The following is a 25,302-nucleotide window of genomic DNA, read 5'->3' on the forward strand; positions in this document are numbered from 1 at the left end:
CTCGGCTGCGTGCTCGCGGCCATCGGCGGCTGGCTGGTCGCGACCGCCGGAGGCTGAGCAGCCCACCCGACCCGGGCGGTCAGGGCGCGACGACGGTCTCCTGGGCAGCGGCGACGCCGTCCACGAGCAGCGCGGCGTCCACGGGCAGCGAGCGCTTCACCAGCGCCAGCGCCACCGGCCCGAGCTCGTGGTGGCGCGCGGCCGAGGTCACGAACCCGACCGGCCGCCCACCGGCCAGCACCTCGGCCCCGTGGACGGGCAGCGCGTGGGCGGACCCGTCGAGGTGGAGCATCACCAGCCGTCGCGGGGGACGCCCGAGGTTGTGCACCCGCGCGACGGTCTCCTGGCCGCGGTAGCAGCCCTTCTGCAGGTGGACGGCGGTGCGCAGCCAGTCGACCTCGTGCGGGATGGTGCGGTGGTCGGTCTCCAGGCCCCACCGCGGCCGCCACGCCGCCACCCGCAGCGCCTCGGACGCCCACGTCCCGGCGACGTCCCAGTCGCCGACGTGCTCGACCAACCGCTCGCGGGGCACGAGTACCTCGCGCCACGACCGCTGCGCCCCCGGGTGCTCGGCGTCATCCACCGGGGCGTACCGGGTCGACACGGGACCGGTGCGCGGCCACGGGTCCACCCACGCCAGCGGCTCACCCTCGACGGACTCCCGGTCGACGGGTTCGCCGAGGACGGCCCACTGGTCGGTGACGTCGGCGACCTCGACGCGCAGCATGAAGCGCATCCGGTCCAACCACGCGGTGAGCGCGCCCGCCGAACCGGGCTCGACGGTGACCCACGTCGTCTCCCCGTCGTCGACGACGTGCAGGGCGTGCTCCACGTGCCCCTTGGGCGTGAGCACCAAGGACTCGACGGAGGTGCGCGCAGGCAGGTCGGCGAGCTGCTGGGTGGTCAGCGAGTGCAACCAGGTCAACCGGTCCGGACCGGTGACGGTCACCACGCCGCGGTGGGACAGGTCCACGAAGCCCACACCCTGCTCGAGCAGACGCTGCTCACGGACCGGGTCGCCGTAGTGCCAGGCGACCCCCGCGTCCGCGCCCTCGCCCTCGACGGCACCCGGTCGCGTGAGCAACGGGCTGCGGTAGGCGACGGGCGCGACCCGGCTCTCGGAGGCGACGGCGTCCGCCGGGGTGGAGGGCTGCGTGGCTGGCATACGGCTGGTCCCTTCGGCGTGGGCGCCCGCTCGCGGCTGTCGTCCGCGCCGGGCCGTACCCGACGAGCGTAGGCGCACCGACGCCGGGCGCCCGGGGTGACCCGGGGCCCGGCGTCGGTGCGCCTGCGTCGTGCGGGGTGGTGTCGTGCGGAGGTGGTGCCGTGCGCGGCTGCGTCAGGCGACGGAGCCGGCGCCCTGGCGACGGCGGGCGACGGTCAGGGCGACCATGCCCGCGCCGAGGCCGAGCAGGCCGAGGCCCGCCCACACCTGGGTGGCGGTGGAGGACCCGGTGCGGGGCAGCTCGTCGCCGGAGCCCGCGCCGCCGCCGGCGCCCGCGACCACGCGGACGGAGGCGGTCACGACGCGCGCGGAACCGTCGGGAGCAACGCCGCTGGCCTGGATCGTGTAGGTGCCGCTCTCGGTGAGGGAGATGCGTGCAGCGACCTCGCCGTCCTCGTTCGCGGTGGTGGACTGCGCGTAGCTCGTCCCGAGCACCTCGATCCGCACCGTGGAGCCGGCCCGGAACCCGTCGGCGGAGAACGTGAACGCCTCACCGGGGGCGACGGTCCCGTCGCTGACGACACCGGTGTCGGACGGCGGGGCGGGGTAGGAGTGGGAGGCGGACGCGAGGCCGAGCACGGTGGCGAGGGCCAGCGCGAGGATCGCGGTGATACGACGGAACATGTGGGCTCCCCCTGGGAGAAGTCAGATCGGCTCTCTACTTATCGGCAGGGCCGCCCGTGACTTGAGCCGGGCCCCCCATGCAGCCGCGACGAAAGGTAGCAGATGCGTGACGGGTCGACTACCGCTCGTAGCAATCGTGGGACGTCACCGCCGCGTCGACGGGGACGGCGAGCGGTGTCGTGTCCAGCTCCAGCAGGCCGTCGGCGGCCACGTCGAGCTCCACCTCGACCGTGCGGCTCTCCCCGGGTCCGAGCTGGACGTCGAACACCGCGACCTGCCGGTCGAGAGCCTGGAACGTCGACAGCGCAACGGGTTCACCGTCCACGGCCCCGCGCACGACGCCGCCGTCCAGCGGGGCGAACACCAGCACCTGGGTGCGGAACTCGCCGCGCGGCACACCGAAGGACCCTCCCGTCACGTACTCCGGAAGCGACTGCGCCGCGTCGGCCGGCGCCGTCGAGGACAGCTCGAGCGCCAGCCGGTGCGTGGCGTCCTCGGTGTCGCAGGCGGGTTCGAGGACGACGCGCTCCCTCAGGTACCAGCTCATCTTGGCCCCGGTGCCGTCGTTGAGGTAGATGCCGACGGTCCGGCGGCCCTCGTCCCCGGTGGGCACCACCCCGGCCACCCCGAGGTCCACCAGGGCCTCCTGCTCGGCGGGAACGGACGACCAGACCAGCAGCCGCCCCTCGTCCGCCGCCCGGCCAACCTGGTCGACGAGGGCCCGGGGGTCGACGTCCCCGCCCAGGAGCGCCCGCGTCACCGCCGAGGTCGCCGCCGCGAAGAACGCGTCCTGGTCCGCCCGGGGCCCGAACAGCCGGTAGGAGTCGGACAGCAGCAACGGGACGACCGACTCCGCGGTCAGCTCGACCCCGACCCCTTCGACGGGGATCGGACCGGTCGCCTCCAGCAGGTAGGACAGCGCCACCGGGTCGACGGCGACGACGCCGTCCACGACCGTCTCCTCCCCCCGCTCGGCGCTGACCCGACGCCACATCTCCCGCGCCAGCTCGGCCGCCGTCGGGAAGTGCGGGCTGAAGTTCACGTCCCCGACGTAGACACCGGCCCGCTCGCCGTGCACCGGCAGGGCGCGTCCCTCGAGCGGCAGCACCGGCTCGTCGAACTGCGGGACCACCGCGGCGGGCACCTGCTCGAGGAAGTCGATGCGTCCCCCGTCCGCCCTCACCACGGCGAGCGAGCCCGGAAGCCCGCCGGTCGCCCGGACCTCCGCGTTGTTCTGGAACAGCAGCAGGTACGTCCGCGGGCCGTCCGCGCCCAGCATCGGCGGCAGGACGGTCGCGAGCCGGTGCGCCGTCGCGACGGTCCCCGCGGCGTCGGCGAGCTGCGCCTGCAGCGTCTCCACGGGCCCCGCGACCTGCCCGAGGGCGCTCTCCGTCTCCACCGCGGCGACCCGGTCGGCCGCCGCGGACATCGACGCCTCGGCCCGGCCGAGCGGCTCGCGCGCCGCCACCAGCGGCCCGAGGTCCACGACGCCGTCCCGAGGCGCCAGGGCCTGCGGGGTCGCACCCTGAGCCGCCTCGAGCAGCGCCGGCATCGCCGTGGCCGCGACCTCGTCCACGACCGCGGCGACCTCGCGCACCGCGTGCACGTCGTCACCCACCCACGGCAGCCGCGCCGTGACCGACCACAGCGGGCCACCGGTCGTCTCCGCGGCCCGCGACGTCCGCTCCTGCAGCTCGGCGAGGGTCTGCTCGGCGGCCGGCAGGTCGCCGTCGGTGACCTGCGCCTGCAGCCGGGGCACCAGCGGTTGGGCGGCGGCGAGGTCGGCGCGCACGCGCGACGCCTGCCACCCCATGACCGCCGCCACGACCCCGAGCACGAGCCCGAGCGCCAGGGCGGCCCACGCCAGACGCCGGCGAGCGACCCGCCTGCCGTCAGCCACCTGCAGCCCCCTCCTGCACGCCGGCGTCGACGGCCAGGCCGGCCCCCACCTCGCGCGCCGTCCCGAGGCTCTCCAGCAGGTCGTCCAACGCGTCGTCCACCGCAGGGACCAGGTGGTCCCGGTCCACGGCCTCGACGATGCGACGTGCGCGATCGGTCGAGGTCTCGACGACCCGCACCTCGTCGACCACCAGCTGGACCGACGCGGGGCTCTGGCGACCCTGCTCCTGCTCCTCGCGCAGCGTCCGCAGACCCTCGCCGGCGCGGACGAGGGCGGGCAGGCCGTCGTCCGCCAGGGTGTCCACCGCCCGGGTCGCCTCGGTGACCGCCCGCAGGTTCTGGCCGCCCCACGGGAAGCGCGCGAACGTCGTCCACACGGGGTCCCCCGTGAGGTCGCGGGCCCGGGCGACGTCCCGCCGGACCGCGCGCACGGTCTCCTCCGCCGCGTCCGTCTCGCCCCGGGTGACCTGCAGCTGGAGCCGGCCCACCCGGTCGGCGGCCTCCTCCAGGTGACCGCGCGCCTGGGCGCCGCGGACGGTGACCCACGCCGCGGCGGCGAACGCCGCGAGGAAGAGCAGGACGAGCAGGGTGCGGACGGCGCGCCCCACGTCAGACCCGCTTCAGCCGCGCCGAGGCGTGCGCGGTCATCGGCTCCCCGACGGCGGCCATGTCCATCACCCACAGCAGGTCACCCTCGACCTGGCCGTACATCCGCGTCGCCGCCGTGTACTCCTTGGCGGTCGTCGTACGGGCCACCACGTCGGTGGACAGCTCGACCCGGCCGCCGCTCGCCCGGCCCGTGTACACCTCGACGATGCCCGTCGGGTGGCTCAGCAGGACCTCGAGGTCGACGCCGGCCTGCTCACGCGCGGCGCGCTCCGGGTCCTCGGGGACGACGACCCGCCAGTAGCCGCTCTCGCTGGCCAGCGGGCGCACGCGCTCCCCGGCGTCGTCCAGCAGCCAGGCCTGCGACCGGTAGTGCAGGAACGGCCGGCCGTCGTGGCGGAACTCGACCTCCTGTCCGAACCGCCGCTCCTCGATCGTCGGGTAGCCGACGACGCCGGCGCCCTCCCAGCGGCCGAGCAGCCAGGCCAGGGGGACGAGCGGCGCGGGGGTGTCCGCGGGGATCTCGACCGGCACGGACGGCTCAGGCCTGGCCGCGGAAGAGCCGGTAGACCACGAACCCGGCGAACCAGGTGATGACCACGGCTGCGAGCACGAGGAGCGCGGTGAAGAAGGTCGCCATGCGCCGATGGTATCCGCCGGTCGGCGGGCCGCCTCGTAAGGTGCCGCCGTGAGCAGACGCCTCGTGGTCAAGAGCACCTGCGGCGCCGAGGCACCCGAGCGGTGCAACCAGGCGCTCAACGTCGCGGCCACCGCGGCGGCGGCCGGGGTGGACGTGAGCCTGTGGCTCGCGGGAGAGGCGACGTGGCTCGCCGTCCCCGGGCGCGCCGGCGAGGTGGTGCTGGAGCACGCCGCACCGTTCGACGACCTCCTCGCCGCCGTGCTCGCCACCGGCACGGTGACGGTGTGCACGCAGTGCGCCCAGCGGCGTGGGCTCGGCACCGACGACCTGCTGGAGGGGGTCCGCCTCGCGGGATCGGCGACCTTCGTCGAGGAGGTCACGGCGGACGGCGCCCAGGCGCTCGTCTACTGACCGTCCCCGGTGTCGTCCCAGGTGACGCCACCGTCGTCGGAGCGCAGCACGGCGTCCCCGGCCCACAACCACACGGCGTCGTCGGCGGCGGACAGCGCCACCTCCGCCGGGGTGCCCGACGCGGGCGCGCACGCCACCGGCTGCGGCGCGTCCTCGGCGCCGATCCTGGTCACGACCAGCCCCGCGCAGGTGGGGTCGCCGGCCACCGCCACGAGGTAGCCGCCGGCCTGGTCGGTCAGCGCGACCGCGCCCGGTACGGCGGCGACCGGCGACCAGGTCGCCGCGCCGTCCTGCGTGAGGTGGACCGAGCCGTCGGGGCACAGGGCGGCCGCCTCGTCGGAGGTCACCGGCGCGACGTCGACGAGCGGGCCACCGCACGGCCCGGGGAACGCGCCCGCCGGCGAGCTCACCGTGGTCCGGTCCGAGGGGGAGACGAACCAGGCGACCTCGAGGCTGGACGCCGAGCGTCGCCAGTCCTCGCCGGTGGTGCGGGAGAACGCCGGCTCGCAGTCCTCGGCGTCCTGGCCGACCACGAACGCCGTCGACGCGGCGTCCGCCTTCAGCCGCACGACGGAGGGCAGGTCCACCCCGGCGTCCTCCCAGGTGAGCCCGCCGTCGTCGGTCCGTTGCACGGTCGAGCCCCCGGCGGGGCAGCTGCCGACGACCGCGCGCCACGCGGCCTGGTCGGAGACCACGTCCAGCAGCCGGTTCGTCGGCGCACCGGCCGGGGGCGGCGGCGGGCCGGTCTCCGTCGGCACGGGGGTCGGCACGGGGGTCTGCGTCGGGGAGGCGGCGACCTGCGCGTCGCCCGACAGGGTCCCGGACCGGTCCGGTGACGCCGGGCCGCGCAGCGCGAGGGTGACCAGGACGACGTCCGCGACCACGACGACCACGAGCGCGACCGTCAGCCAGTGCGCACGCCAGGTCCCCATGTCACCACGGTAACCGCGCGCGCCCGGTGATTCACGCAGGGTGACGGCCGGTCCGGTCGTGGCGGGGTCACCCCGACCGAGGTTCACCCACCGGGGTCAGCGGCGTCCCTCAACGGCCCCCCTCAACGGCGCCCCTCAGCGGCCGTTCAGCGCGGCGCCACGGCGTCCAGCACGGCGTCCACCGCCGGGACGAGCTCGCCGGCCATCTGCCGGTACACCGCGTCGTCCCGCCGATAGGGGTCCACCACGTCGTCGACCGACGGGTCGGCCACGGCCTCGAACCCCCGCCGGGCCGCGACCGTCGGGGCCAGGTTGCGCACCCGCTCGGCGACGTCGGCACCGGGGACCCCGTCGACCTGGCGCAGCAGCCGCTCCACCTCGCGCAGGGTGAACGCGTAGCGGTTCGCGCGCGGGTAGGCCGACACCACCGCGGCCCGGTGCGCCCGGGTCAGGGCCAGCACCAGGTCCGCCTCCTGCACCATCGCCGGCGTCAGTGCCCGCGAGACGAACCCGTCAGCCGACCCGCCGGACTCCGTCACGAGGGCCGCGGTCTGGTCCGTCATCGCCGACCCCACCAGCGCACCCGTGCCCGCGCTGTGCACGAGCACGGCGTCCGCGGCGCCGCGCTCGGCGAGCCCGGCCCGCAGCAGCCGCTCCGTCATCGGGGACCGGCACACGTTGCCGGTGCACACCACGAGCACCCGGGCGGGGTTCATCCGATCACCACTCTCGAGACGAGGTACACGACGGTGCCGGCGCAGGCGACCGCGGTCGCCCCGATCGTCATCCCGGTCTGCCGACCGCCGGCGGTCGGCAGCCGGGCCAGGAGCCGGTCGAGCGCCACGACGACCACGGCAGCGGCCGCACCGACGAGGGCCGCGGGCACGGCGCGCAGGTCGGGCAGCAGCCCACCGGCCAGTCCCGCGAACGCCGTCCCTCCGAGCAGGCCCAGCACGCCGGTGACCCGCTGCGGGAAGGGCAGCCCCGTGGCCAGGCCGGCCGCGGCCACCGCTGCCACCCCGACGAGCACGAGCTGCCACTCGCCGACCGCCCGCAGCGCCCCCACCCAGCCCGACGCGAAGGCGACCGCCACGACACCCGACACCACGCCGGTCACCGACTCCACCAGCCGGGGCCGCATGTCCCGGCGCAGCAGCTGGTGCCAGAACGACAGCAGCACCGACAGCGCCAGCACCACCGGGAGCCAGCGCAGCAGCGGCTCACCGGGGGTGAGGGCGACGACCGCGACCGCACCGGCGCCGCACAGCGCGATGACGGACGTGCTGCCGCGCTGCGTGGGCAGGGACAGCAGCCCGGGCCAGCCGCTGGCGACCGTCACGACGACGAGCAGCAGGGCGACGACGAGCACCGGCGTCCCCGCGACCGCCCCGAGCCCGACGAGGGCGGACAGGACGGCGGCGCTGAGGGCGGGTACTGCTCGGCTCACCGCGGCATCCTGGCAGACGCGGACCCCGCGGCGGCCCGCGTCGCCTCGTCCAGCCACGCCCCGACGCGGCGCACCAGGTCGTCGGGCGCGGCCAGCTCGGCGTGGCCGAAACCGGGCTCCACCCACAGCGTCGAGCCCGGCGCCGCGGCGTGCAGGTCGGTCGCGTGGTCGAGCGGGAAGAACGGGTCGGCGTCCCCGTGGACGACGAGGAGCGGCGTCGGCGCCACCCGCGCGGCGAGGGCCTGCGGCGACCCGGGTTCCACCGTCCACCCCCCGGCGAGCACGCGGGTGCCGAACAGCCACCGGACGACGACCCGGCCGGGGCGGGTGGTCAGGCCGCGGTCGATCCGCCGCATCGCCGGGGTGCCCGTGTAGCGCCAGCGGCTCGGTCCGCTCACCGCGGCGACGGCGTCCGGCGCGGCGGACAGCTCCTCGCCCAGGTCGCACCGGCCGGGGGCGAGCGCGGCGTGCCGGACGGCGACCGCGGCGCCCATGGACCAGCCGAGCGTCACCACCCGCCGGTAGCCGAGCAGCCGCGCCCACCGGACCGCGGCGTCGAGGTCGAGGACCTCGCGGTCACCCGCCGTCGTGTGCCCGCCGGAGGCGCCGTGGCCGCGGAAGTCGAGCCCGACGACGCCCGCCGACTCGGCCAGCAGGTGGGCGACCCGCCGGGACGCCGGCGACCGCCAGGACATCGTGAAACCGTGCGCGGTGACGACGGCCAGGTCCGTGCCGCCGTCCGCCGCCGGGTCGTGGTGGGCGCTCAGCCGCACCCCGTCGACGGTCAGCAGCACGCGGCCCCGGGCGGGGTCGCGGACGAGGGGTCGCAGGGCTGCGCGCACCGTCCCATCCTCTCCCGGCGCACGTCCGGCCGCCGCCACGGCAGGCCGCGCCGGCGGCTGCCGCCGTCACCGAGCGTCCCGCCAGGTGGGCGGTGGGTGTCCGTGAGGTGGACGCGCGGGTACCCTCGGCCCGGACAGCGACGGAGCCGGTCACGGCGCCGGCGCTTGCCAGGAGGTGGTCCGGGTGGCCCAGCTGCTCCTGCTCACGAACGCCCTCGCGCCCTCGGCGGAGGTGCTCCCGGCCCTGGGCCTGCTCGCCCACCAGGTGCGCGTGATGCCCGCCGAGCCCGCGGCCCTCGTGGACGCCCCCCCTGCCGACGCGGTGCTCGTGGACGGCCGTCGCGAGCTGGCCTCGGCGCGCTCCCTGTGCCGGCTGCTGCGCACCACGGGGGTGTCCTCGCCCTTGCTGCTGGTGCTCACCGAGGGGGGACTCGCCGCGGTCGCCGCCGACTGGGGGGCCGACGACGTGCTGCTCGACAGCGCCGGGCCCGCTGAGGTCGAGGCACGGCTGCGGCTGGCGGCCGGCCGCCTGCAGCAGGCCGCCCAGGACGACGACGAGCCGGAGGAGATCCGCGCCGGCGACGTCGTCATCGAGGAGTCGACGTACACCGCGCGGCTGCGCGGCCGCGCCCTGGACCTGACGTACAAGGAGTTCGAGCTGCTGAAGTACCTGGCGCAGCACCCGGGCCGGGTGTTCACCAGGGCCCAGCTGCTGCAGGAGGTGTGGGGCTACGACTACTTCGGTGGCACCCGGACCGTGGACGTCCACGTACGCCGCCTGCGCGCCAAGCTGGGCCCGGAGCACGAGCAGCTCATCGGCACCGTGCGCAACGTCGGCTACCGGTTCGTGCCGCCCAGCCGCGAGCGCCGGGAGGCCGAGCGGACCGGCCGGAGCGTGCCGGCGACCGGTCCCGTCGACGAGCCGAGTCCCTGAGGGACGGCGCGAGGGCCCGGCACCGCTCGGGTGCCGGGCCCTCGTCGTCGGGCCGGTCAGGGCGGACCGGTCAGGGCGGACCGGTCAGATGCCGTCGACCCGGTCGCCGGGTGCGGTCAGGTCCGGGTGCGCCTCGAGGTAGGCCACCAGGTTGGCGAGGTCCTCCGCGCCGCCCAGGATGTTCGTGCCCTGGGTGAAGGCGGTGAACTGGTCACCGCCGCTGGCGAGGAAGTTCAGCGTGGACACCCGGTACGTCGCGTCGGGGTCGATCGCGACGCCGTCCAGCTGCATGTCGCTGACGCGCTCGCCCTGCGGCTGGGTGTCGTCCCAGGTGTACGTGAAGCCCTCGGACACACCCAGGGCCAGGGTCGGGCGCCCGCGGGTCGGCACGTACTGCTGCTCGAGGACCTCCTCGATCTGCTCGCCGGTGAGGTCCATGCTGACGAGCAGGTTGCCGAACGGGGCGACGGCGAACGCCTCCGCGTAGGTGACCTCGCCCGGCTGCTCGCCGTTGGTGATCTGGTCGACGAGCAGGCTGGCCCGCACGCCGCCGACGTTCATGAAGGAGATCTGCGCGCCGCCGGCCTCGCCGGAGGTGCCCCACAGGATGGAGTCGGCGACGAGGTTCGCCATCGGGGTCTCGATCCCGCGGTTGCCGGACGCGTCACCCGTGACGTCCTCGGCGACGGTGCCGACGACCCGGCCCGCGATCGGGGCGCTGATCGCGTTCCACTTCTCGATGATCTCGGTCTGCTCGGGGTCGGTGGCGTCACGGGTCACCAGGTGGTTGGTGGCGGTGACGTCCGCGCGGACGACGTCGCGGGTGCGGCGGTCGAGCGGGAGGATCGTCTCGGTCACGACCTTGCCGTACTCGGCGGCGCTGGTCACCATCCGCGGCTGGCCGGCCGGGTCCGGCACGTTGCACACGTACGGCTCGTGGGTGTGGCCGGTGACGACCGCGTCGATCGCCGGGTCCAGGTTCTCCGCGATCTCCACGACCGGGCCGGAGATGCCCTGGCACTGCTGGTACGTGCCGGTCTGGTAGCCGCCCTCGTGCAGCAGGACGACGATGGCCTCGACACCCTGCTGCCGCAGCCGGGCCGCCTGGGCGTTGGCGGTCTCGACCTCGTCGAGGAAGTCGACGGTGCTGACGCCGGCCGGGGACACGAGGGTGTCGGTGTCCTCGAGGGTCATCCCGATGAAGCCGACCTTGATGCCCTGGACCCGCTCGACCTTCGTGCCGGGGAGCAGCGGCTCGCCGGTGTCCTTGCGGACGACGTTGGCGGCCAGCCAGTCGAAGTCGGCGCCGGGGTAGACGACGTCCCGGCCGTTGCGCTTCTGGAAGTAGCAGCCGTCGTCCGGGTGGCAGCCGCCGTACTGCATGCGCAGCAGCTCCTCGGTGCCCTCGTCGAACTCGTGGTTGCCGACGCTGCTGACGTCCAGGCCCAGCTCGTCGAGCGCCTCGACGCTGGGCTCGTCGTGGAAGAGCCCGGACAGGAACGGCGACCCGCCGATGAGGTCGCCCGCGGCGACGGTCAGGGACGTGCGGTCACCGTGCTCGGCGCGCAGGGCCTTGATCTTCGCGGAGAGGTGCTCGACCCCGCCCACCTCGGTCTGGGACGGGTCCTGCGCCTCGTCCAGCGGCCCGTCCGTGGCCTCCAGGTGCCCGTGGAAGTCGTTGAAGGACAGCATCTGCAGCTGCACGGCGCGCGGTCCCTGGGCGTGCGCCGGGGGACCCTGGCGGTCTGCTGCGCGGTCTCCTGCGGTGGCGGAGGTGGCGCCCGCGGTCATCGCCGCGACGACGGCGCCGGCCGCGAGCAGCGTGGTGGCTGCGCGGCGACGAGCTGGGGTTCTCATGGCACTCCCGGACTTCTCCCCCGAGGCGGATGGTGACCGCTGGACCTTAACCCGCTCGGCGTAGCCGGGACAGGGCCTCGAGGCGGACAGCAGGTGACGACCTGGCGGGCTAGCCTGCGCGGATGGGAGCACCGGCGCAGGTCCGCGCGCACGAGCAGCTGTCCGCCGCCGACGGCGGGGCGGTCGCGCGGCTCGTCCGCGAGGCGCAGGCCGAGGACGGCGTCAGCGCGCTGAACGAGGCCGCGTCGCTGCGCCTGGCGCCCTCGCCGCACCCGCAGGCCTCGACCCGGCACCTCGTCGCCGGTCCCGCGGACGCGCCGGTCGGCTACGCCCAGGTCAGCGGTCTCGCGGCGACGGAGCCGTACGGCGGCGCACCGGCGGGCGCCGGCCCCGAGGCCGAGCTGGTGGTGGCACCGGCGCACCGTCGCCAGGGCGCCGGACGGGCGCTGCTCGACGAGGCCCTGGCCCTGGCCGGTCCGGCGCTGCGCCTGTGGGCGCACGGGGACCTGCCCGCGGCCCGTGGGCTGGCGGCGTCCGCCGGGTTCGTCCCGGTCCGCACCCTGCTGCGGATGCGCCGGCCGGCCGACCAGCCGTTGCCCGACCCGCAGCCGCGGCCGGGGGCGGAGCTGCGGACGTTCCGTCCGGGCGCGGACGACGAGGCGTGGCTGGCGCTGAACGCGCGCGCGTTCGCCGACCACCCCGAGCAGGGGCGCTGGACGGCCGAGGACCTGGCGGCCCGCCTGCGCTCGGAGTGGTTCGACCCGGCCGGGTTCTTCCTCGCCGTGGACGAGGACGACGGGCGCCTGCTGGGCTACCACTGGACCAAGCTGGAGCCCGCCGACGACCAGACGCCGGTGGGCGAGGTGTACGTCGTGGGGGTCGACCCCGCCGCCCAGGGCCGGCGGCTCGGGTCGTGGCTGACCCTCGTCGGCCTGCACCACCTGCACGAGCGCGGCGTCCACGCGGTCGACCTCTACGTCGAGGCCGACAACGGCCCGGCGCTCGCGGTGTACCGCAGGCTGGGTTTCACCGAGGCCGCGCGCGACACCCGGTACGCCCTGCCCTGACCAGCGGCCCCGACCCGCCGACCGGCCGGGTGACCGGACGGGTGGCGCCCGTCGCTCCCTGTCATCATGCGTGGATGAGCCACCCGGTGACGCGAGCGGCGACGGTGACCTCCCCGCGCCTGGGCAGACCCGTGCCCGCGCCGCTGGGGGCCGAGGCGTCGCGCACCGGCGACGGCCACCCCTCCCCCGTGGCGGGGTCCGACGAGCCGGCTCCCCTGCCGGACGACCGGTTCCTGGACCGTGAGCTCAGCTGGCTGGCGTTCAACGAGCGCGTCCTGGAGCTGGCCGAGGACCCGCTGGTCCCGCTGCTCGAGCGCGTCCGCTTCCTGGCGATCTTCGCCAGCAACCTCGACGAGTTCTTCATGGTCCGGGTGGCCGGCCTCAAGCGGCGCATCGCCACCGGCCTGGCGGTCACCGCGGCCTCGGGCCTGGAGCCCCGGCAGGTGCTCGAGGCGATCTCCGTGCGCGCGCACGAGCTGATGGAGCGGCACGCCCGCGTGTACGCCGAGGACGTCGTCCCGCAGCTGACGGAGGCGGGGATCTGCCGGGTCGGCTGGACCGAGCTCACCGAGGACGAGCAGGAGCGGCTGCACGAGTTCTTCCGCGACCGCGTCTTCCCGGTGCTCACGCCTCTGGCCGTCGACCCCGCCCACCCGTTCCCGTACATCTCCGGGCTGTCGCTGAACCTGGCCGTCGTCGTGCGCAACCCGACCACGGACGCCGAGCACTTCGCCCGGGTGAAGGTGCCTCCGCTGCTGCCGCGGTTCGTCAGCATCGACGAGCCCGAGACCGAGCCCGGCGCCCCCACGGAGCGGCGGGTGCGCTTCATCGGCCTCGAGGACCTCATCGCCGTCCACCTCGACACGCTCTTCCCGGGGATGGAGGTGCTGCAGCACCACACGTTCCGGGTCACCCGCAACGAGGACCTCGAGGTGGAGGAGGACGACGCGGAGAACCTCCTGCAGGCCCTGGAGAAGGAGCTGCTGCGCCGGCGCTTCGGCCCGCCCGTCCGGCTCGAGGTCGTGCAGGACGTCGACCCGCACGTGCGCGACCTGCTGGTCCGCGAGCTCGGCGTGCACGAGGCGGAGGTGTACGAGCTGCCCGCGCCGCTGGACCTGCGGGGGCTGAACCTCGTCGCGGACGTCGACTCGCGGTCCATGCACTACCCCAAGCACGTGCCGACGACGCACCGGCACCTCAACGAGGTGGAGACCGCCAAGCCCAGCGACGTGTTCGCCGCGATCCGGGCCCGGGACATCCTGCTGCACCACCCGTACGACTCGTTCTCCACCAGCGTCCAGCACTTCCTGGAGCAGGCGGCCGACGACCCGCAGGTGCTGGCGATCAAGCAGACGCTGTACCGCACCAGCGGCGACTCCCCGATCGTCGACGCGCTCATCGACGCGGCCGAGGCCGGCAAGCAGGTGCTCGCGCTGGTGGAGATCAAGGCCCGCTTCGACGAGCAGGCCAACATCACCTGGGCGCGCAAGCTCGAGCAGGCCGGCGTCCACGTCGTGTACGGGATCGTCGGGCTGAAGACGCACGCCAAGCTCAGCCTCGTCGTCCGCCAGGAGGCCGACGGGCTGCGCCGCTACTGCCACGTAGGCACGGGCAACTACAACCCCAAGACCGCCCGCCTGTACGAGGACCTGGGGCTGCTGACCAGCGACCCGGAGGTCGGCGAGGACCTCACCCGGTTGTTCAACCAGCTCTCCGGCTACGCCCCCAAGACCGCGTTCCGGCGCCTCCTGGTCGCGCCCCGCTCGCTGCGCACCGGCCTCGTGGACCGGATCGAGCGGGAGGTCGTGCACCACCGGGAGGGCCGGCCCGCGGCCATCCGGATCAAGGTCAACTCGATGGTCGACGAGACGGTCATCGACGCGCTCTACCGGGCCTCGCGGGCGGGCGTGCCCGTGGACGTCGTGGTGCGCGGCATCTGCGCGCTGCGGCCGGGTGTGCCCGGGCTCAGCGAGACCATCCGGGTGCGCAGCGTCCTCGGCCGCTTCCTGGAGCACTCCCGGGTCTTCTCCTTCGCCGACGGCGGCGACCCCGTCGTCTACATCGGCAGCGCCGACATGATGCACCGCAACCTGGACCGCCGGGTGGAGGCGCTGGTGCGGCTGACCGACCCGGGCCACGTCCGGGAGCTGGAGGAGCTGTTCGACCTCAACGTGGACGACGCGACGGCCAGCTGGCACCTGGGGCCGGACGGCACGTGGACCCGCCACCACCTGGACGACGACGGCGGACCCCTGCGGGACCTGCAGGCGCACCTGATCGAGGCGCGGGCCCGACGCCGGGGCACCCGGGCCCGATGAGCGGGTCCGGGGCGTCGGCCGTGGTGCGCGCGGCCGGCGCGGTGTGCTGGCGCCGGGAGGGCCGCGAGCTGCGGGTGCTGCTCGTCCACCGTCCCGCCTACGACGACTGGTCGTGGCCCAAGGGCAAGCTCGACCCCGGGGAGGGCGTCGCCGTGGCCGCCGTCCGCGAGGTCGCCGAGGAGACGGGCCTGCAGGTGCGGCTCGGGGTCCCCCTGCCGACGGCCAGGTACCGCCTCTCGGACGACGCCGACAAGCACGTGGCGTACTGGGCGGCGCAGCTGCCCAAGGGGAGGTTGCCGCCGCCACCTCGACCGCGGGAGGTGGACCGCACCGAGTGGGTCGCGCCCCGCGAGGCCCAGCGGCGGCTGACCCGCCGCGGGGACCGCGTGCAGCTCCAGGCGCTGCTCGACGCCGACGCCGACGGCGCGCTGGAGACGTGGCCGCTCGTGGTGCTGCGGCACGGGCACGCCTACCCGAGGTCGGCGTGGGGGCGCGAGGACGCCGAGCGGCCGCTGGCCGAGGCCGGCTCCCGGCAGGCGGACGCCCTGACGGACCTGCTCGCGGTGTGGCGGCCGGAGCGGGTGTGGAGCAGCCCGTGGCGGCGCTGCACCGACACGGTGCTGCCGTACACCAAGAACCACCCCGCCCGGCTGGTCACCAAGCGCCGGCTGTCCGAGGAGGGGCACCGCCGCAACCCGCAGAAGGTCGCGGACCTCATCGGCAAGGTCGTCGGCGTCGGCCGCCCCGCCGTCGTGTGCACCCACCGCCCGGTCCTGGGCACGCTGCTGGGCGCGCTCGCCGGGCGGGCGGCCGCCGGGACGTCGCTGGAGGTGCCGACGCGCGACCCGTTCCTCGCGCCCGGGGAGGCGCTCGTCGCGCACGTGGCCGTGCGCACCGGCCGGGTGGTCTCCGTGGAGCGGCACCGACCCCTCACGTGACCCGGTTCACCTGCTCGTCGGTCGGCGGCAGCGCGCCGGACGACGAAAGACCCGGCGTCGTTCACCGCCGGTTCACCTTCGCCGCCCGGCGGCTTCACCTGCCCTCCCTACCGTCCCCGGTGTTCGACGAGCGGGCCGGCGCCTGACCGGCCCTCCCCAGACCTGGAGGACACCTGTGAAGCGCAGCACCCTGAGCCGCGCCGCGATCCCCGCGGCCGTCGTGCTCTCCCTCGGCCTGAGCGCCTGCGCGGCCGGCAACGAGTCGGGCTCGTCCGCCGAGGGCTCGGGCAGCGACCTCAGCGGCACCGTCGCCGGCGCCGGCGCCAGCTCGCAGGCCGCGGCGATGGAGGCGTGGATCGCCGGGTTCAACAGCGCCAACCCCGACGTCACGGTCAACTACGACCCGGTGGGCTCGGGCGGCGGCCGCGAGCAGTTCCTCTCCGGCGGCACGGCGTTCGCCGGGTCCGACGCCGCGCTGGACGAGGAGGAGCTGGCGCAGGCGGAGGAGCGCTGCGCGCCCGGCGAGCTCATCGAGATGCCGCTGTACGTGTCCCCGATCGCGGTGGTCTTCAACCTCGAGGGCGTCGAGGAGCTCAACCTGTCGCCCGCCACGATCGCCGGCATCTTCAACCAGGAGATCACCACCTGGAACGCGCCGGAGATCGCCGCCGACAACCCCGGCGTGACGCTCCCGGACACCCCGATCACGCCCGTCAACCGGTCCGACGAGTCCGGCACCACGGAGAACTTCACCGAGTACCTCGCCGCCGCCGCGGGCGACGCCTGGCCGCACGAGCCGAGCGGCGACTGGCCCGTCTCCGGCGGCGAGGCCGCCCAGGGCACCTCCGGCGTGGTCGGCGCCGTCGGCGCCGGTGACGGCGCCATCGGCTACGCGGACGCCAGCCAGGCCGGTGACCTGGGCATCGCCAAGGTCAAGGTCGGCGAGGAGTTCGTGGAGTACTCGCCCGAGGCGGCCGCCGCCGTGGTCGAGGCGTCCGAGCGGGTCGAGGGCCGCGGCGAGTACGACTACGCCATCGACCTCGCCCGCGACACCACCGAGGCCGGCACCTACCCGATCGTCCTGGTCTCCTACAGCCTGGCCTGCACGAGCTACGAGGACGAGGAGACCGCCGAGCTGGTCAAGGCCTTCCTGACCTACGTCGCGAGCGAGGAGGGCCAGCAGGCCGCGGCCGACGCGGCGGGTGCGGCGCCCATCTCCGACGGCGTCCGCGACGCCGCCACCGAGGCGTTCGAGGCGATCAGCGCCGGGTGACACGTCACCACCGCCGGGTCCGGGGGGTTACCGTCACGGTGGCCCTCCGGACCTCGGCTCGTCCGGCGGGGCCGCGCGCCCTGCCCCCACCGCGCCACGACGGCCGTTCTCGCCCCCCACGGAAGGCCCCCCGTTGAGCTCCACCACCGCGCCCGGACCGGACCGGGTCACCCAGCGGCCCGGCGACCGGGTCTTCTCCGGCACCGCCAAGGCGGCCGGCGTGCTCATCCTCGTCGTCCTCGCCGGTGTCGCCGCCTTCCTGCTGTCGGAGGCGTGGCCGGCGATCACCGCGCCGGCGCAGGCCGTGCCCGGCGGCGAGGGCGTCGTCCGGTACGTCCTGCCCCTCGCGTTCGGGACCCTGCTCGCCGCGGCGATCGCCCTCGTGCTGGCCACGCCGCTGGCGATCGCCATCGCCCTGTTCATCACCCACTACGCGCCCCGCCGGCTCGCGCAGGGCCTGGGCTACCTGGTCGACCTGCTCGCCGCCGTCCCGAGCATCATCTTCGGCCTGTGGGGCCTCCAGGTGGTCGCGCCCCGCTCCGTCGGCGTCTCCCAGTGGCTGGAGGGCAACCTGGGGTTCGTGCCGCTGTTCGCCGGGCCGACCACGACGACGGGCCGCACGATGCTCGTGACGGGCGTGGTCCTGGCGATCATGATCCTGCCGATCATCACCGCGGTGACGCGCGAGGTGTTCCTGCAGACCCCGCGGCTGCACGAGGAGGCCGCCCTGGCCCTCGGCGCGACGCGCTGGGAGATGATCCGGATGACCGTGCTGCCGTTCGGCCGCTCGGGCATCGTCAGCGGCGCCATGCTGGGCCTGGGGCGGGCGCTCGGCGAGACGATGGCCGTCGCGATCATCCTGTCGGGCTCCGGAGGCATCACGTTCAACCTGATCAGCTCCGGCAACCCCTCGACGATCGCCGCGAACATCGCACTGCAGTTCCCCGAGTCCACCGGTGTCGCCGTCAACACGCTGATCTTCACCGGCCTGGTGCTGTTCGTCATCACCCTCGCGGTGAACACGGCCGCGCGCCGGGTCATCGCCCGCCGCGCCGACTTCTCCGGAGCGAACTGATGGTCTCCCAGACCGCCCAGCCGAGTCCCCCGGTCACGCCGCCCCGGCACGACCGGGTCATCAGCGAGCACGGCCGGCTGCCCGGATGGGCCACGCTCGGCGTGCTGGCCGCATCGGCCGTCGTCGGCTGGGCGCTGGCCGGCGCCACGGGCACGGGGGTCGCCGGTCTGGCGGTGGCGACCGCCGTCCTGCACGGGGCCGCCACCTACGTGTGGGCCCGCGCCGTCGAGGGGTCCCGCAAGGCCCTCGACCGGCTCGTGACCGTCGTCGTCACCTCCGCCTTCCTGCTGGCCCTCGTCCCGCTGGTGTCCGTCGTCGTCACCGTCGTGCAGAACGGCGTCGGGAGGATGGACGCCGAGTTCTTCACCTGGTCGATGCGCGGCGTCGTCGGCGAGGGCGGCGGCGCCTACCACGCGATCATGGGCACGCTGATCATCACCGGCCTGGCCGCCCTGATGTCGGTCCCGATCGGGCTGCTCGCCGCCATCTACCTCGTGGAGTACGGACGCGGCCGCCTGGCCCGGGCCATCACCTTCTTCGTCGACGTGATGACCGGCATCCCGTCGATCGTGGCGGGCCTGTTCGCGTACGCCCTGTTCGTGATCTTCTTCGGGCCCGGTGTCCGGATGGGCTTCGCGGGGTCCGTGGCGCTGTCGGTGCTGATGATCCCCGTGGTCGTCCGGTCCACCGAGGAGATGCTCAAGCTCGTGCCCAACGAGCTGCGCGAGGCCGCGTACGCCCTCGGCGTCCCCAAGTGGCGGACGATCGTCAAGGTCGTCCTGCCGACGTCCCTCGCAGGCATCGCGACCGGCGTCACGTTGGCCGTGGCGCGCGTGATCGGCGAGACGGCCCCGCTGCTCATCGTCGCCGGCACCACGACCTCGATGAACCTCAACCCGTTCGAGGGCCGGATGGCGACCCTGCCGGTCTTCTCCTACTACTCCTACGTGGCGCCCGGCGTGCCGCGCGACCCCTACCTCGACCGCGCCTGGGCCGCCGCCCTGACGCTCATCCTGATCGTCATGCTGCTCAACCTCGTGGCACGGCTGATCTCCCGCCTGTTCTCCCCCCGGACCGGCCGCTGACGCGGCGACTGCGAGAAGGAAACCCTGTGGCCAAGCGCATCGACGTCTCCGACCTCGACATCTACTACGGCTCGTTCCTGGCCGTGGAGAAGGTGTCGATGACCATCGAGCCCCGCAGCGTGACCGCGCTGATCGGGCCGTCCGGCTGCGGCAAGTCCACGTTCCTGCGGTCGCTCAACCGCATGCACGAGGTCATCCCCGGGGCGCGGGTCGAGGGCAAGGTCGCGATGGACGGCCAGGACCTCTACGCCCCCGGGGTCGACCCGGTCGACGTGCGGACCCGGATCGGGATGGTCTTCCAGCGACCCAACCCGTTCCCGACCATGTCGATCTACGAGAACGTCGCCGCGGGGCTGCGCCTGAACAGCAAGCGGATGAAGCGCTCGGACCTGGACGACCTGGTGGAGCGCTCCCTGCGCGGCGCGAACCTGTGGAACGAGGTCAAGGACCGTCTCGACAAGCCGGGCTCCGGCCTGTCCGGCGGCCAGCAGCAGCGGCTGTGCATCGCCCGCGCGATCGCCGTCCGCCCGCAGGTCCTGCTCATGGACGAGCCGTGCTCGGCCCTGGACCCGATCTCGACCCTCGCGATCGAGGACCTGATCGAGGAGCTGAAGACCGAGTACACGATCGTGATCGTCACCCACAACATGCAGCAGGCGGCCCGCGTCAGCGACTACACGGGGTTCTTCACCATCGAGGGCACCGGCAAGCCGGGCAAGCTGATCGAGATGGGCGACACGGCGACGATCTTCTCGACCCCCGCGCAGAAGGCCACCGAGGACTACATCTCCGGCCGCTTCGGCTGACCGGCCACCGGCCCGGGGACCGCACCTTTCCACCAACCTGCGGTCACCACCGGCCCGGGGACCGCACCTTTCCACCAACGTGCGCCCCGGCGGCGCCTTCGGACCGCACCTTTCCACCAACCTGCGGTCGAGGGGGTGCGGCGGTCACTCCAGGAGCAGGTGCGCCAGGAGGTAGGTCCCACCGGCCATCAGACCGGCCATCGGGATCGTCAGCACCCACGCGCCGAGGATGTTGCCCGCCACGCCCCAGCGGACGGCGGACAGGCGCCGGGTGGCACCGACGCCCATGATCGCCGAGGTGATCGTGTGGGTCGTGCTGATCGGCGCCTTGAAGACGAACGCCGTGGTGTAGAGGACGCCGGCCGCGACGGTCTCGGCCGCGAACCCGCGCGGCGGGTCGAGCTCGATCACGCGCCGGCCGAGGGTCCGCATGATCCGCCAGCCGCCGGCGTACGTGCCGAGGCTGATCGCGACGGCGGCCGAGATCTTCACCCACAGCGGGATGGAGTCACCGGCGTGGTACCCGCCGGCGACGAGGGCCAGCACGATCACGCCCATCGTCTTCTGGGCGTCCTGCAGCCCGTGCCCGAGAGCCATCGCCGCGGCCGAGACGGTCTGCGCCATCCGGAACCGGCGGTTCGTCCGGCTCGGCTGGGAGTTACGGAACCGCCACAGGATGGCGACCATGAGCAGGTAGGCGAGGGTGAAGCCCACCAGCGGCGACACGATCATCGGGATGACGACCTTCGTCCCGATCACGCCCCACTGGACCTGCGTCGCGGACGCGACGCCGGCACCCATCAGCCCGCCGATCAGCGCGTGCGAGGACGACGACGGCAGCCCGAACCACCAGGTGATGAGGTTCCAGGCGATGGCACCGATGAGGCCGGCGAACACCACGACGAGGCCGTGGGTGCCTCCCGGCGGGACGATGATCCCGCTGCCGATGGTGCGGGCGACCCCCTCGCCCAGCAGTGCCCCGATGAGGTTGAACACGGCGGCCATCGCGAGCGCGACCCGCGGGGTCAGCGCCCGGGTGGACACCGACGTCGCGATGGCGTTCGCGGCGTCGTGGAAGCCGTTGGTGTAGTCGAAGGTCAGCGCGACGGCGACGACCAGGACGACGAGCGCGAGCTCCACGGAGGTCAGGACTCCTTGACCGCGATGGTCTCGACGTGGTTCGCGACCTTCTCGAACGCGTCGGCGGCCGCCTCGAGCTCGTCCACGACCTCCTTGAGCTTCATCAGCAGGATCGCGTCGGTGATGCCGTCGAACATCTCGGCCACGAGGCGCCGGTAGGTGCGGTCGGCCTGGTTCTCGAGCCGGTTGACCTCGACCCAGTAGTCGGCGAGGTCCTTCATGGAACGCAGCCGGGGCATCGCCGCGGCGGTCAGCTCGGCGGCCCGCTGGAGCACCTCGACCTGGTCGGAGACCAGCGCGGGGACGCCATCGAGCCTGTACAGCACGATGAGGTCCCCGGCGGCCTCCATGTGGTCCATGCAGTCGTCCAGGCCGCTGGCCAGGGCGTAGATGTCCTCACGGTCGAACGGCGTGACGAACGTGGAGTTGAGCCGCCGCATGATGTCGTGCGTCGCCTCGTCGCAGTCGTGCTCGACGGCACGCAGCTTCTGGGCGATGCCCTCGCGCTCGGTGCCGCGCTCGTGGCCGAGCAGCTCGGCCAGCAGCCCGGCCCCGACGACGAGGTGCCTGGCCTGGGCGGCGAAGAGGTCGAAGAAGGACGAGTCCTGGGGGGTCAGGCGCAGACGCACGGAGCACTCCGGAGCGAGACGTCGGCTCCGGAGGAGCCGAGATGGCGGCATCAGAGTAGGGCAGTCCCGGCAGAGGCTCGCAACCCACCGGCCGCCCGGTGGTCACCCGCCGTTCACGGGGTCACCAGCGGTGACGCCGTGGCGGTCACGCCCGATCCCGACGCCCGTCAGCGCTCCCCGACGTGGGCCTGGTCGCCGGCTGCGGCGTCCACACCGAGCACGCGGTCGATCTGCGGGAGGGAGAGCTGGTCCTCGCTCTCGGACGCGGCGACGACCAGCTCGCCGTACAGCTCGATCTCGTCGGCGAGCGCGTCGTCCTCAGCCCAGTGACGACGGGGTACGGCGCCGTTCACGAGCCACCTCCGGAGCTGGGTCCTGACTCCACAACGCTACGCGTCGGCGCGTCGCCGGACCCCCCGAAGCGAAGAATCCGGTGCGCCCGCCGGCACGGTCCCGCGCGCTCGTCACAGCATAGGTGACAGGCGTCACATGCCGCGGCGAAACGGTCAGGGTGACGGCCCCGACGTCGGACCGGTCCGGCCCGTCGTCGGGGTGGGCCGCGGTGACGCCGTCCCGGTGGTCCCCCGCGGCTCGGCCGCCTCGTCGCCGGCACCCACCTCGCCCCCGGTGCCGGTCTGGGGGCCGCTCTCGGGGCCGTCCCCGGTGCGGTCCTCGGTGCCGTCCTCGGGAGGGGTCAGCGGCTCGTCCTGCGTGACCGTGGTCCGCTCGACCGTCACGGACTGCAGCCCCAGACCCCCGACGGTCACCTGGTCGAACGCCACGAGCCGCCCGGCGCGCTCGCCCTCGTCGGCGAAGTAGAGCAACGTCGCCGTCAGCGGCAGCGGCTCGCCCTCGCCCAGCCGCTGCAGGCCCGCCGCCGTCAGACCGGCCCCGCCGGTGGACCCCTGCACCATCACCCGGGTGCCGGACTCGTCGACGCGCACGACCCGCCGGTGGTAGTGGCCCGCCAGGACCAGCGGCACCTGCCCGAACAGCGCGTCGAGCCGGCTCGGGTCGTGCAGCAGCGCGACGTCCACCCCCCGGCCGTCGTCCCGCGCCTCGTGCTCGGCGACGACCTCGGCGAGCTCCTCCGTCGCCTCGCCGATGAGGTCGCGGTCGGCGTCGTCGCCCGTCCCCTCCTCGCCGTCGGGGGTGAACACCGGGTCCCCGATCCCCGCGAACGTCAGGCCCTCGACCTCCACCACGTCCCCGTCCAGGACGACCGCCCCGGGCTGCTGCGCCACCGCGGCCTGCGTGCCGAGGGAGTCGTGGTTGCCGCGCACGAAGACGTACGGCACGCCCAGGTCGCTGATCCGGGACAGGGTGCTCGACTCGACGGCCGTGCCCCAGGTGGTGATGTCGCCCGTGTCCACCACCACGTCGACCGCGAACTGCTCGACCAGCTGCTCGGCGAGGTCGAACCCCAGCGGGCTGAGGTGGATGTCCGAGATGTGCAGCACCGTCGTCGTGTCGCCCGGCGAGCGGGGCGCCGGCAGCCGGTCGGCCACGGCGTACAGGGTGGTGACCGCCCCGACGAAGTCCGCCAGGCCGCTGCGGTAGGACTCCAGCCGGGCGGCGACCTCGCGCCCCTCGCCCGCGATGTAGGGGGCGCGCGAGAGCAGGCCGGTGAACCGGGGTTCGCGCAGGGCCGCGCCGTCGAACGTGGCCACGGCTCCGGCGCCGAGCGCGAGGACGCCGACGGTGGCCACGGCCGTCGTCTGCAGGGCCCGGCGCACGCCGCGGTACGCCACCGCGCCGGCCACGGCGGCACCCAGGAGCGCGCAGCCCACCTCCCAGGCGATCGCCCGCACCGCGGCGTCGCGCACGACCTGCGGAGCGGACAGCTGCAGGGCCAGCAGGCCCTGCGGCGAGGCGATGAGCTGCTGCGCCTGCTCGAGGTCCACGCCGGTGACCGTCCCGGTCACCGCGACCGGAGCGTCGTGCGTGGCGAACTGCACCCGCCCTACCGGCGGCAGCTCGACGTGCACGCCCGGTTCGAGGGTGGGGACGACGTCCACGGCGACCGTCAGCGGCCCGACCCGCGTGGTGGTCTGCGGGGCCAGGCTCCAGCCGGCGCCCGCCCCCAGGACCGCGACGACGACCACCAGCAGCCAGCGGCCGAGCCGACGACCGTCGACCCTGACCTCCGTGCGCAGGACGCGGCGGACCCTCTCGAGGGCGCCGGGGCTGGGGTCCCGCGTCGCGTCGTCCATCGCGTCGATTGTGCCGCCCCGCCCGCGCTCCCGCCCCGCGACCCGAGGACCCGGCGGGGCGACGCGCGGGACGGCGGGCGGGACGGTTCGCCGGCGGACCGTCCGGACGAGCCGACGCCCGGACGCGGAAGGGGGGAGTCCGCGCCCGGACGCCGGGACCGGGGACCGCGCGCCCGGTGCGGGAGCGCAGTAGTTTGACGATCCGGCAGACACGAACCGGTGTCAATGCGAATGGGGCAACGCGTTCGGCCGGGTTCACGGCCACGCGTCGGACCGTCGCAGGAGGGAGCACGGGCGTGCCGAGTGGACCCGAGGAGGCCGTCGCCGCGCTGCGGCGGATCGCCTTCCTCCTGGAGCGCTCCCGGGCCTCCACGTACCGGGTCAAGGCGTACCGGACGGCGGCGCTCGCCGTCGCCGGGACGACCGCCGACGAGCTGGCCCACCGGCTGCGCACCCGCACCCTCACGGACCTGCCGGGGGTGGGCCCGAAGACCGCGGCCGTCGTCGCCGACGTCGCCCGCGGCCGCACCCCGGCGACCCTCGCCGAGCTCGAGGACCAGGCCGGTCCGCTCGTCGACGGCGGCCAGGACCTGCGCGCCGCCCTGCGCGGCGACCTGCACACGCACTCGGACTGGAGCGACGGCGGCTCGCCGATCGAGGAGATGGCCGTGACGGCCCTCGAGCTCGGCCACGAGTACGTCGCCCTGACCGACCACTCACCGCGCCTGCGGGTCGCCAACGGCCTGTCCGGGGTGCGGCTGCGCCGCCAGCTCGAGGTCGTCGCCGACCTCGACGCCCGCCTCGGCGACTTCCGGCTGCTGTCGGGGATCGAGGTGGACGTGCTGGAGGACGGGTCCCTCGACCAGTCCGACGAACTGCTGGGGCGGCTGGACGTCGTCGTCGCCTCGGTGCACTCCAAGCTGAGGATGGAGCGCGCGGCGATGACCCGGCGGATGCTGGCGGCCGTGCGCGACCCGCACACCGACGTCCTCGGCCACTGCACGGGTCGCCTGGTCACCGGGGACCGCGGGACGCGGCCCCCGAGCGAGTTCGACGCCCGCGCCGTGTTCGAGGCGTGCGCCGAGCACGGGGTCGCGGTCGAGGTGAACTGCCGGCCGGAGCGCCAGGACCCGCCGGACGACCTGCTGGCGCTGGCCGTCGAGGTGGGCTGCCTGTTCAGCGTCGACACCGACGCGCACGCGCCCGGCCAGCTCGACTGGCAGCCGTACGGCTGCGTGCGCGCCGAGGCCTGCGGCGTCCCCCCGGAGCGGGTGGTGAACGCCTGGCCGGTGGAGGACCTGCTCGCCTGGACGGCGGACCACGCGCACCGGCCCTAGCCTC

At 74.7% G+C, this 25,302-nt stretch carries 24 protein-coding genes; 10 read left to right on the forward strand and 14 right to left on the reverse strand.

Annotated features, from left to right (window positions below; all coding sequences use genetic code 11):
- Window positions 1-79: 79 nt before the first annotated feature.
- From ygfZ to ACYVQV_RS08275, 5 genes are all read right to left on the reverse strand, one after another.
- Complete coding sequence (gene ygfZ / locus ACYVQV_RS08255; RefSeq protein WP_461022804.1) at window positions 80-1,165, reverse strand: CAF17-like 4Fe-4S cluster assembly/insertion protein YgfZ; 1,086 nt, start codon at window positions 1,163-1,165, stop codon at window positions 80-82.
- 174 nt (window positions 1,166-1,339) lie between these two features.
- Window positions 1,340-1,849, reverse strand: coding sequence for an LPXTG cell wall anchor domain-containing protein (locus tag ACYVQV_RS08260; RefSeq protein WP_461022805.1), 510 nt, complete (start codon window positions 1,847-1,849; stop codon window positions 1,340-1,342).
- A 118-nt stretch (window positions 1,850-1,967) separates the two neighbouring features.
- A complete protein-coding gene (locus tag ACYVQV_RS08265; RefSeq protein WP_461022806.1) occupies window positions 1,968-3,749 on the reverse strand; it encodes a DUF4012 domain-containing protein in 1,782 nt (593 codons plus the stop codon).
- Window positions 3,742-4,356: a hypothetical protein gene (locus ACYVQV_RS08270; protein ID WP_461022807.1), complete on the reverse strand. Its 615-nt coding sequence runs from the start codon at window positions 4,354-4,356 to the stop codon at window positions 3,742-3,744. The genes ACYVQV_RS08265 and ACYVQV_RS08270 overlap by 8 nt, the downstream gene beginning before the upstream one ends.
- 1 nt (window position 4,357) lies before the next feature.
- The gene (locus ACYVQV_RS08275) at window positions 4,358-4,888 is read right to left on the reverse strand and encodes a heme-binding beta-barrel domain-containing protein (protein ID WP_461022808.1); all 531 of its coding nucleotides are present in this window, start codon (window positions 4,886-4,888) and stop codon (window positions 4,358-4,360) included.
- Between the two features lie 154 nt (window positions 4,889-5,042).
- Here ACYVQV_RS08275 and ACYVQV_RS08280 point away from each other — a divergent pair, with 154 nt between their 5' ends.
- Entirely contained in the window at window positions 5,043-5,405 is a 363-nt protein-coding gene (locus ACYVQV_RS08280; protein WP_461022809.1) for a DsrE family protein, read from the forward strand.
- On the opposite strand, the gene ACYVQV_RS08285 is transcribed toward ACYVQV_RS08280, so the two are convergent.
- From ACYVQV_RS08285 to ACYVQV_RS08300, 4 genes are all read right to left on the reverse strand, one after another.
- Complete coding sequence (locus tag ACYVQV_RS08285; protein WP_461022810.1) at window positions 5,399-6,337, reverse strand: hypothetical protein; 939 nt, start codon at window positions 6,335-6,337, stop codon at window positions 5,399-5,401. The two genes, ACYVQV_RS08280 and ACYVQV_RS08285, sit on opposite strands and share 7 nt — an antisense overlap.
- 146 nt (window positions 6,338-6,483) lie before the next feature.
- Window positions 6,484-7,053 carry an arsenate reductase/protein-tyrosine-phosphatase family protein gene (locus tag ACYVQV_RS08290; protein WP_461022811.1) on the reverse strand — a complete coding sequence of 190 codons (570 nt, stop codon included), beginning with the start codon at window positions 7,051-7,053 and terminating at the stop codon, window positions 6,484-6,486.
- Window positions 7,050-7,784, reverse strand: coding sequence for a hypothetical protein (locus ACYVQV_RS08295; RefSeq protein ID WP_461022812.1), 735 nt, complete (start codon window positions 7,782-7,784; stop codon window positions 7,050-7,052). The genes ACYVQV_RS08290 and ACYVQV_RS08295 overlap by 4 nt, the downstream gene beginning before the upstream one ends.
- On the reverse strand, window positions 7,781-8,626 hold the full coding sequence (locus tag ACYVQV_RS08300) for an alpha/beta hydrolase (RefSeq protein WP_461022813.1): 846 nt from the start codon (window positions 8,624-8,626) through the stop codon (window positions 7,781-7,783). Before ACYVQV_RS08300 ends, ACYVQV_RS08295 begins: the two co-directional genes overlap by 4 nt.
- Before the next feature lie 184 nt (window positions 8,627-8,810).
- Here ACYVQV_RS08300 and ACYVQV_RS08305 point away from each other — a divergent pair, with 184 nt between their 5' ends.
- Window positions 8,811-9,560, forward strand: a complete 750-nt coding sequence (locus ACYVQV_RS08305; protein WP_461022814.1) for a winged helix-turn-helix domain-containing protein — start codon at window positions 8,811-8,813, stop codon at window positions 9,558-9,560.
- An 84-nt stretch (window positions 9,561-9,644) separates the two neighbouring features.
- Here the strand turns inward: ACYVQV_RS08305 and ACYVQV_RS08310 are convergent, their stop codons facing one another.
- Window positions 9,645-11,417: a bifunctional metallophosphatase/5'-nucleotidase gene (locus ACYVQV_RS08310; RefSeq protein ID WP_461022815.1), complete on the reverse strand. Its 1,773-nt coding sequence runs from the start codon at window positions 11,415-11,417 to the stop codon at window positions 9,645-9,647.
- Window positions 11,418-11,539: 122 nt separating this feature from the next.
- Between ACYVQV_RS08310 and mshD the strand changes: the two genes are divergently transcribed.
- The 7 genes from mshD (at window position 11,540) to pstB (ending at window position 19,979) form a co-directional block, all read left to right on the forward strand.
- Window positions 11,540-12,484 carry a mycothiol synthase gene (gene mshD / locus ACYVQV_RS08315; protein WP_461022816.1) on the forward strand — a complete coding sequence of 315 codons (945 nt, stop codon included), beginning with the start codon at window positions 11,540-11,542 and terminating at the stop codon, window positions 12,482-12,484.
- Between the two features lie 74 nt (window positions 12,485-12,558).
- Window positions 12,559-14,802, forward strand: a complete 2,244-nt coding sequence (locus ACYVQV_RS08320) for an RNA degradosome polyphosphate kinase (RefSeq protein ID WP_461022817.1) — start codon at window positions 12,559-12,561, stop codon at window positions 14,800-14,802.
- On the forward strand, window positions 14,799-15,740 hold the full coding sequence (locus ACYVQV_RS08325; protein WP_461022818.1) for an NUDIX hydrolase: 942 nt from the start codon (window positions 14,799-14,801) through the stop codon (window positions 15,738-15,740). Before ACYVQV_RS08320 ends, ACYVQV_RS08325 begins: the two co-directional genes overlap by 4 nt.
- 175 nt (window positions 15,741-15,915) lie before the next feature.
- Entirely contained in the window at window positions 15,916-17,013 is a 1,098-nt protein-coding gene (gene pstS, locus ACYVQV_RS08330; protein WP_461022819.1) for a phosphate ABC transporter substrate-binding protein PstS, read from the forward strand.
- 133 nt (window positions 17,014-17,146) lie between these two features.
- Window positions 17,147-18,088: a phosphate ABC transporter permease subunit PstC gene (gene pstC / locus ACYVQV_RS08335; RefSeq protein ID WP_461022820.1), complete on the forward strand. Its 942-nt coding sequence runs from the start codon at window positions 17,147-17,149 to the stop codon at window positions 18,086-18,088.
- The gene (gene pstA / locus ACYVQV_RS08340) at window positions 18,088-19,173 is read left to right on the forward strand and encodes a phosphate ABC transporter permease PstA (RefSeq protein WP_461022821.1); all 1,086 of its coding nucleotides are present in this window, start codon (window positions 18,088-18,090) and stop codon (window positions 19,171-19,173) included. The genes pstC and pstA overlap by 1 nt, the downstream gene beginning before the upstream one ends.
- A gap of 26 nt (window positions 19,174-19,199) precedes the next feature.
- Window positions 19,200-19,979 (forward strand): phosphate ABC transporter ATP-binding protein PstB, encoded by a 780-nt coding sequence (pstB, locus tag ACYVQV_RS08345; RefSeq protein ID WP_461022822.1) that lies wholly within the window; start codon window positions 19,200-19,202, stop codon window positions 19,977-19,979.
- 144 nt (window positions 19,980-20,123) lie between these two features.
- Here the strand turns inward: pstB and ACYVQV_RS08350 are convergent, their stop codons facing one another.
- The 4 genes from ACYVQV_RS08350 to ACYVQV_RS08365 all read right to left on the reverse strand — a co-directional run bounded on the left by ACYVQV_RS08350 (window position 20,124) and on the right by ACYVQV_RS08365 (window position 23,961).
- Window positions 20,124-21,119 (reverse strand): inorganic phosphate transporter, encoded by a 996-nt coding sequence (locus tag ACYVQV_RS08350; RefSeq protein WP_461022823.1) that lies wholly within the window; start codon window positions 21,117-21,119, stop codon window positions 20,124-20,126.
- Between the two features lie 5 nt (window positions 21,120-21,124).
- The gene (locus ACYVQV_RS08355; RefSeq protein ID WP_461022824.1) at window positions 21,125-21,748 is read right to left on the reverse strand and encodes a DUF47 domain-containing protein; all 624 of its coding nucleotides are present in this window, start codon (window positions 21,746-21,748) and stop codon (window positions 21,125-21,127) included.
- A gap of 167 nt (window positions 21,749-21,915) precedes the next feature.
- The gene (locus tag ACYVQV_RS08360) at window positions 21,916-22,101 is read right to left on the reverse strand and encodes a hypothetical protein (protein ID WP_461022825.1); all 186 of its coding nucleotides are present in this window, start codon (window positions 22,099-22,101) and stop codon (window positions 21,916-21,918) included.
- Between the two features lie 153 nt (window positions 22,102-22,254).
- Window positions 22,255-23,961 (reverse strand): metallophosphoesterase family protein, encoded by a 1,707-nt coding sequence (locus ACYVQV_RS08365; protein ID WP_461022826.1) that lies wholly within the window; start codon window positions 23,959-23,961, stop codon window positions 22,255-22,257.
- 296 nt (window positions 23,962-24,257) lie between these two features.
- Between ACYVQV_RS08365 and ACYVQV_RS08370 the strand changes: the two genes are divergently transcribed.
- Entirely contained in the window at window positions 24,258-25,298 is a 1,041-nt protein-coding gene (locus ACYVQV_RS08370; protein ID WP_461022827.1) for a PHP domain-containing protein, read from the forward strand.
- The last annotated feature ends 4 nt before the right edge of the window (window positions 25,299-25,302 follow it).

Source organism: Thalassiella azotivora, assembly GCF_054781695.1.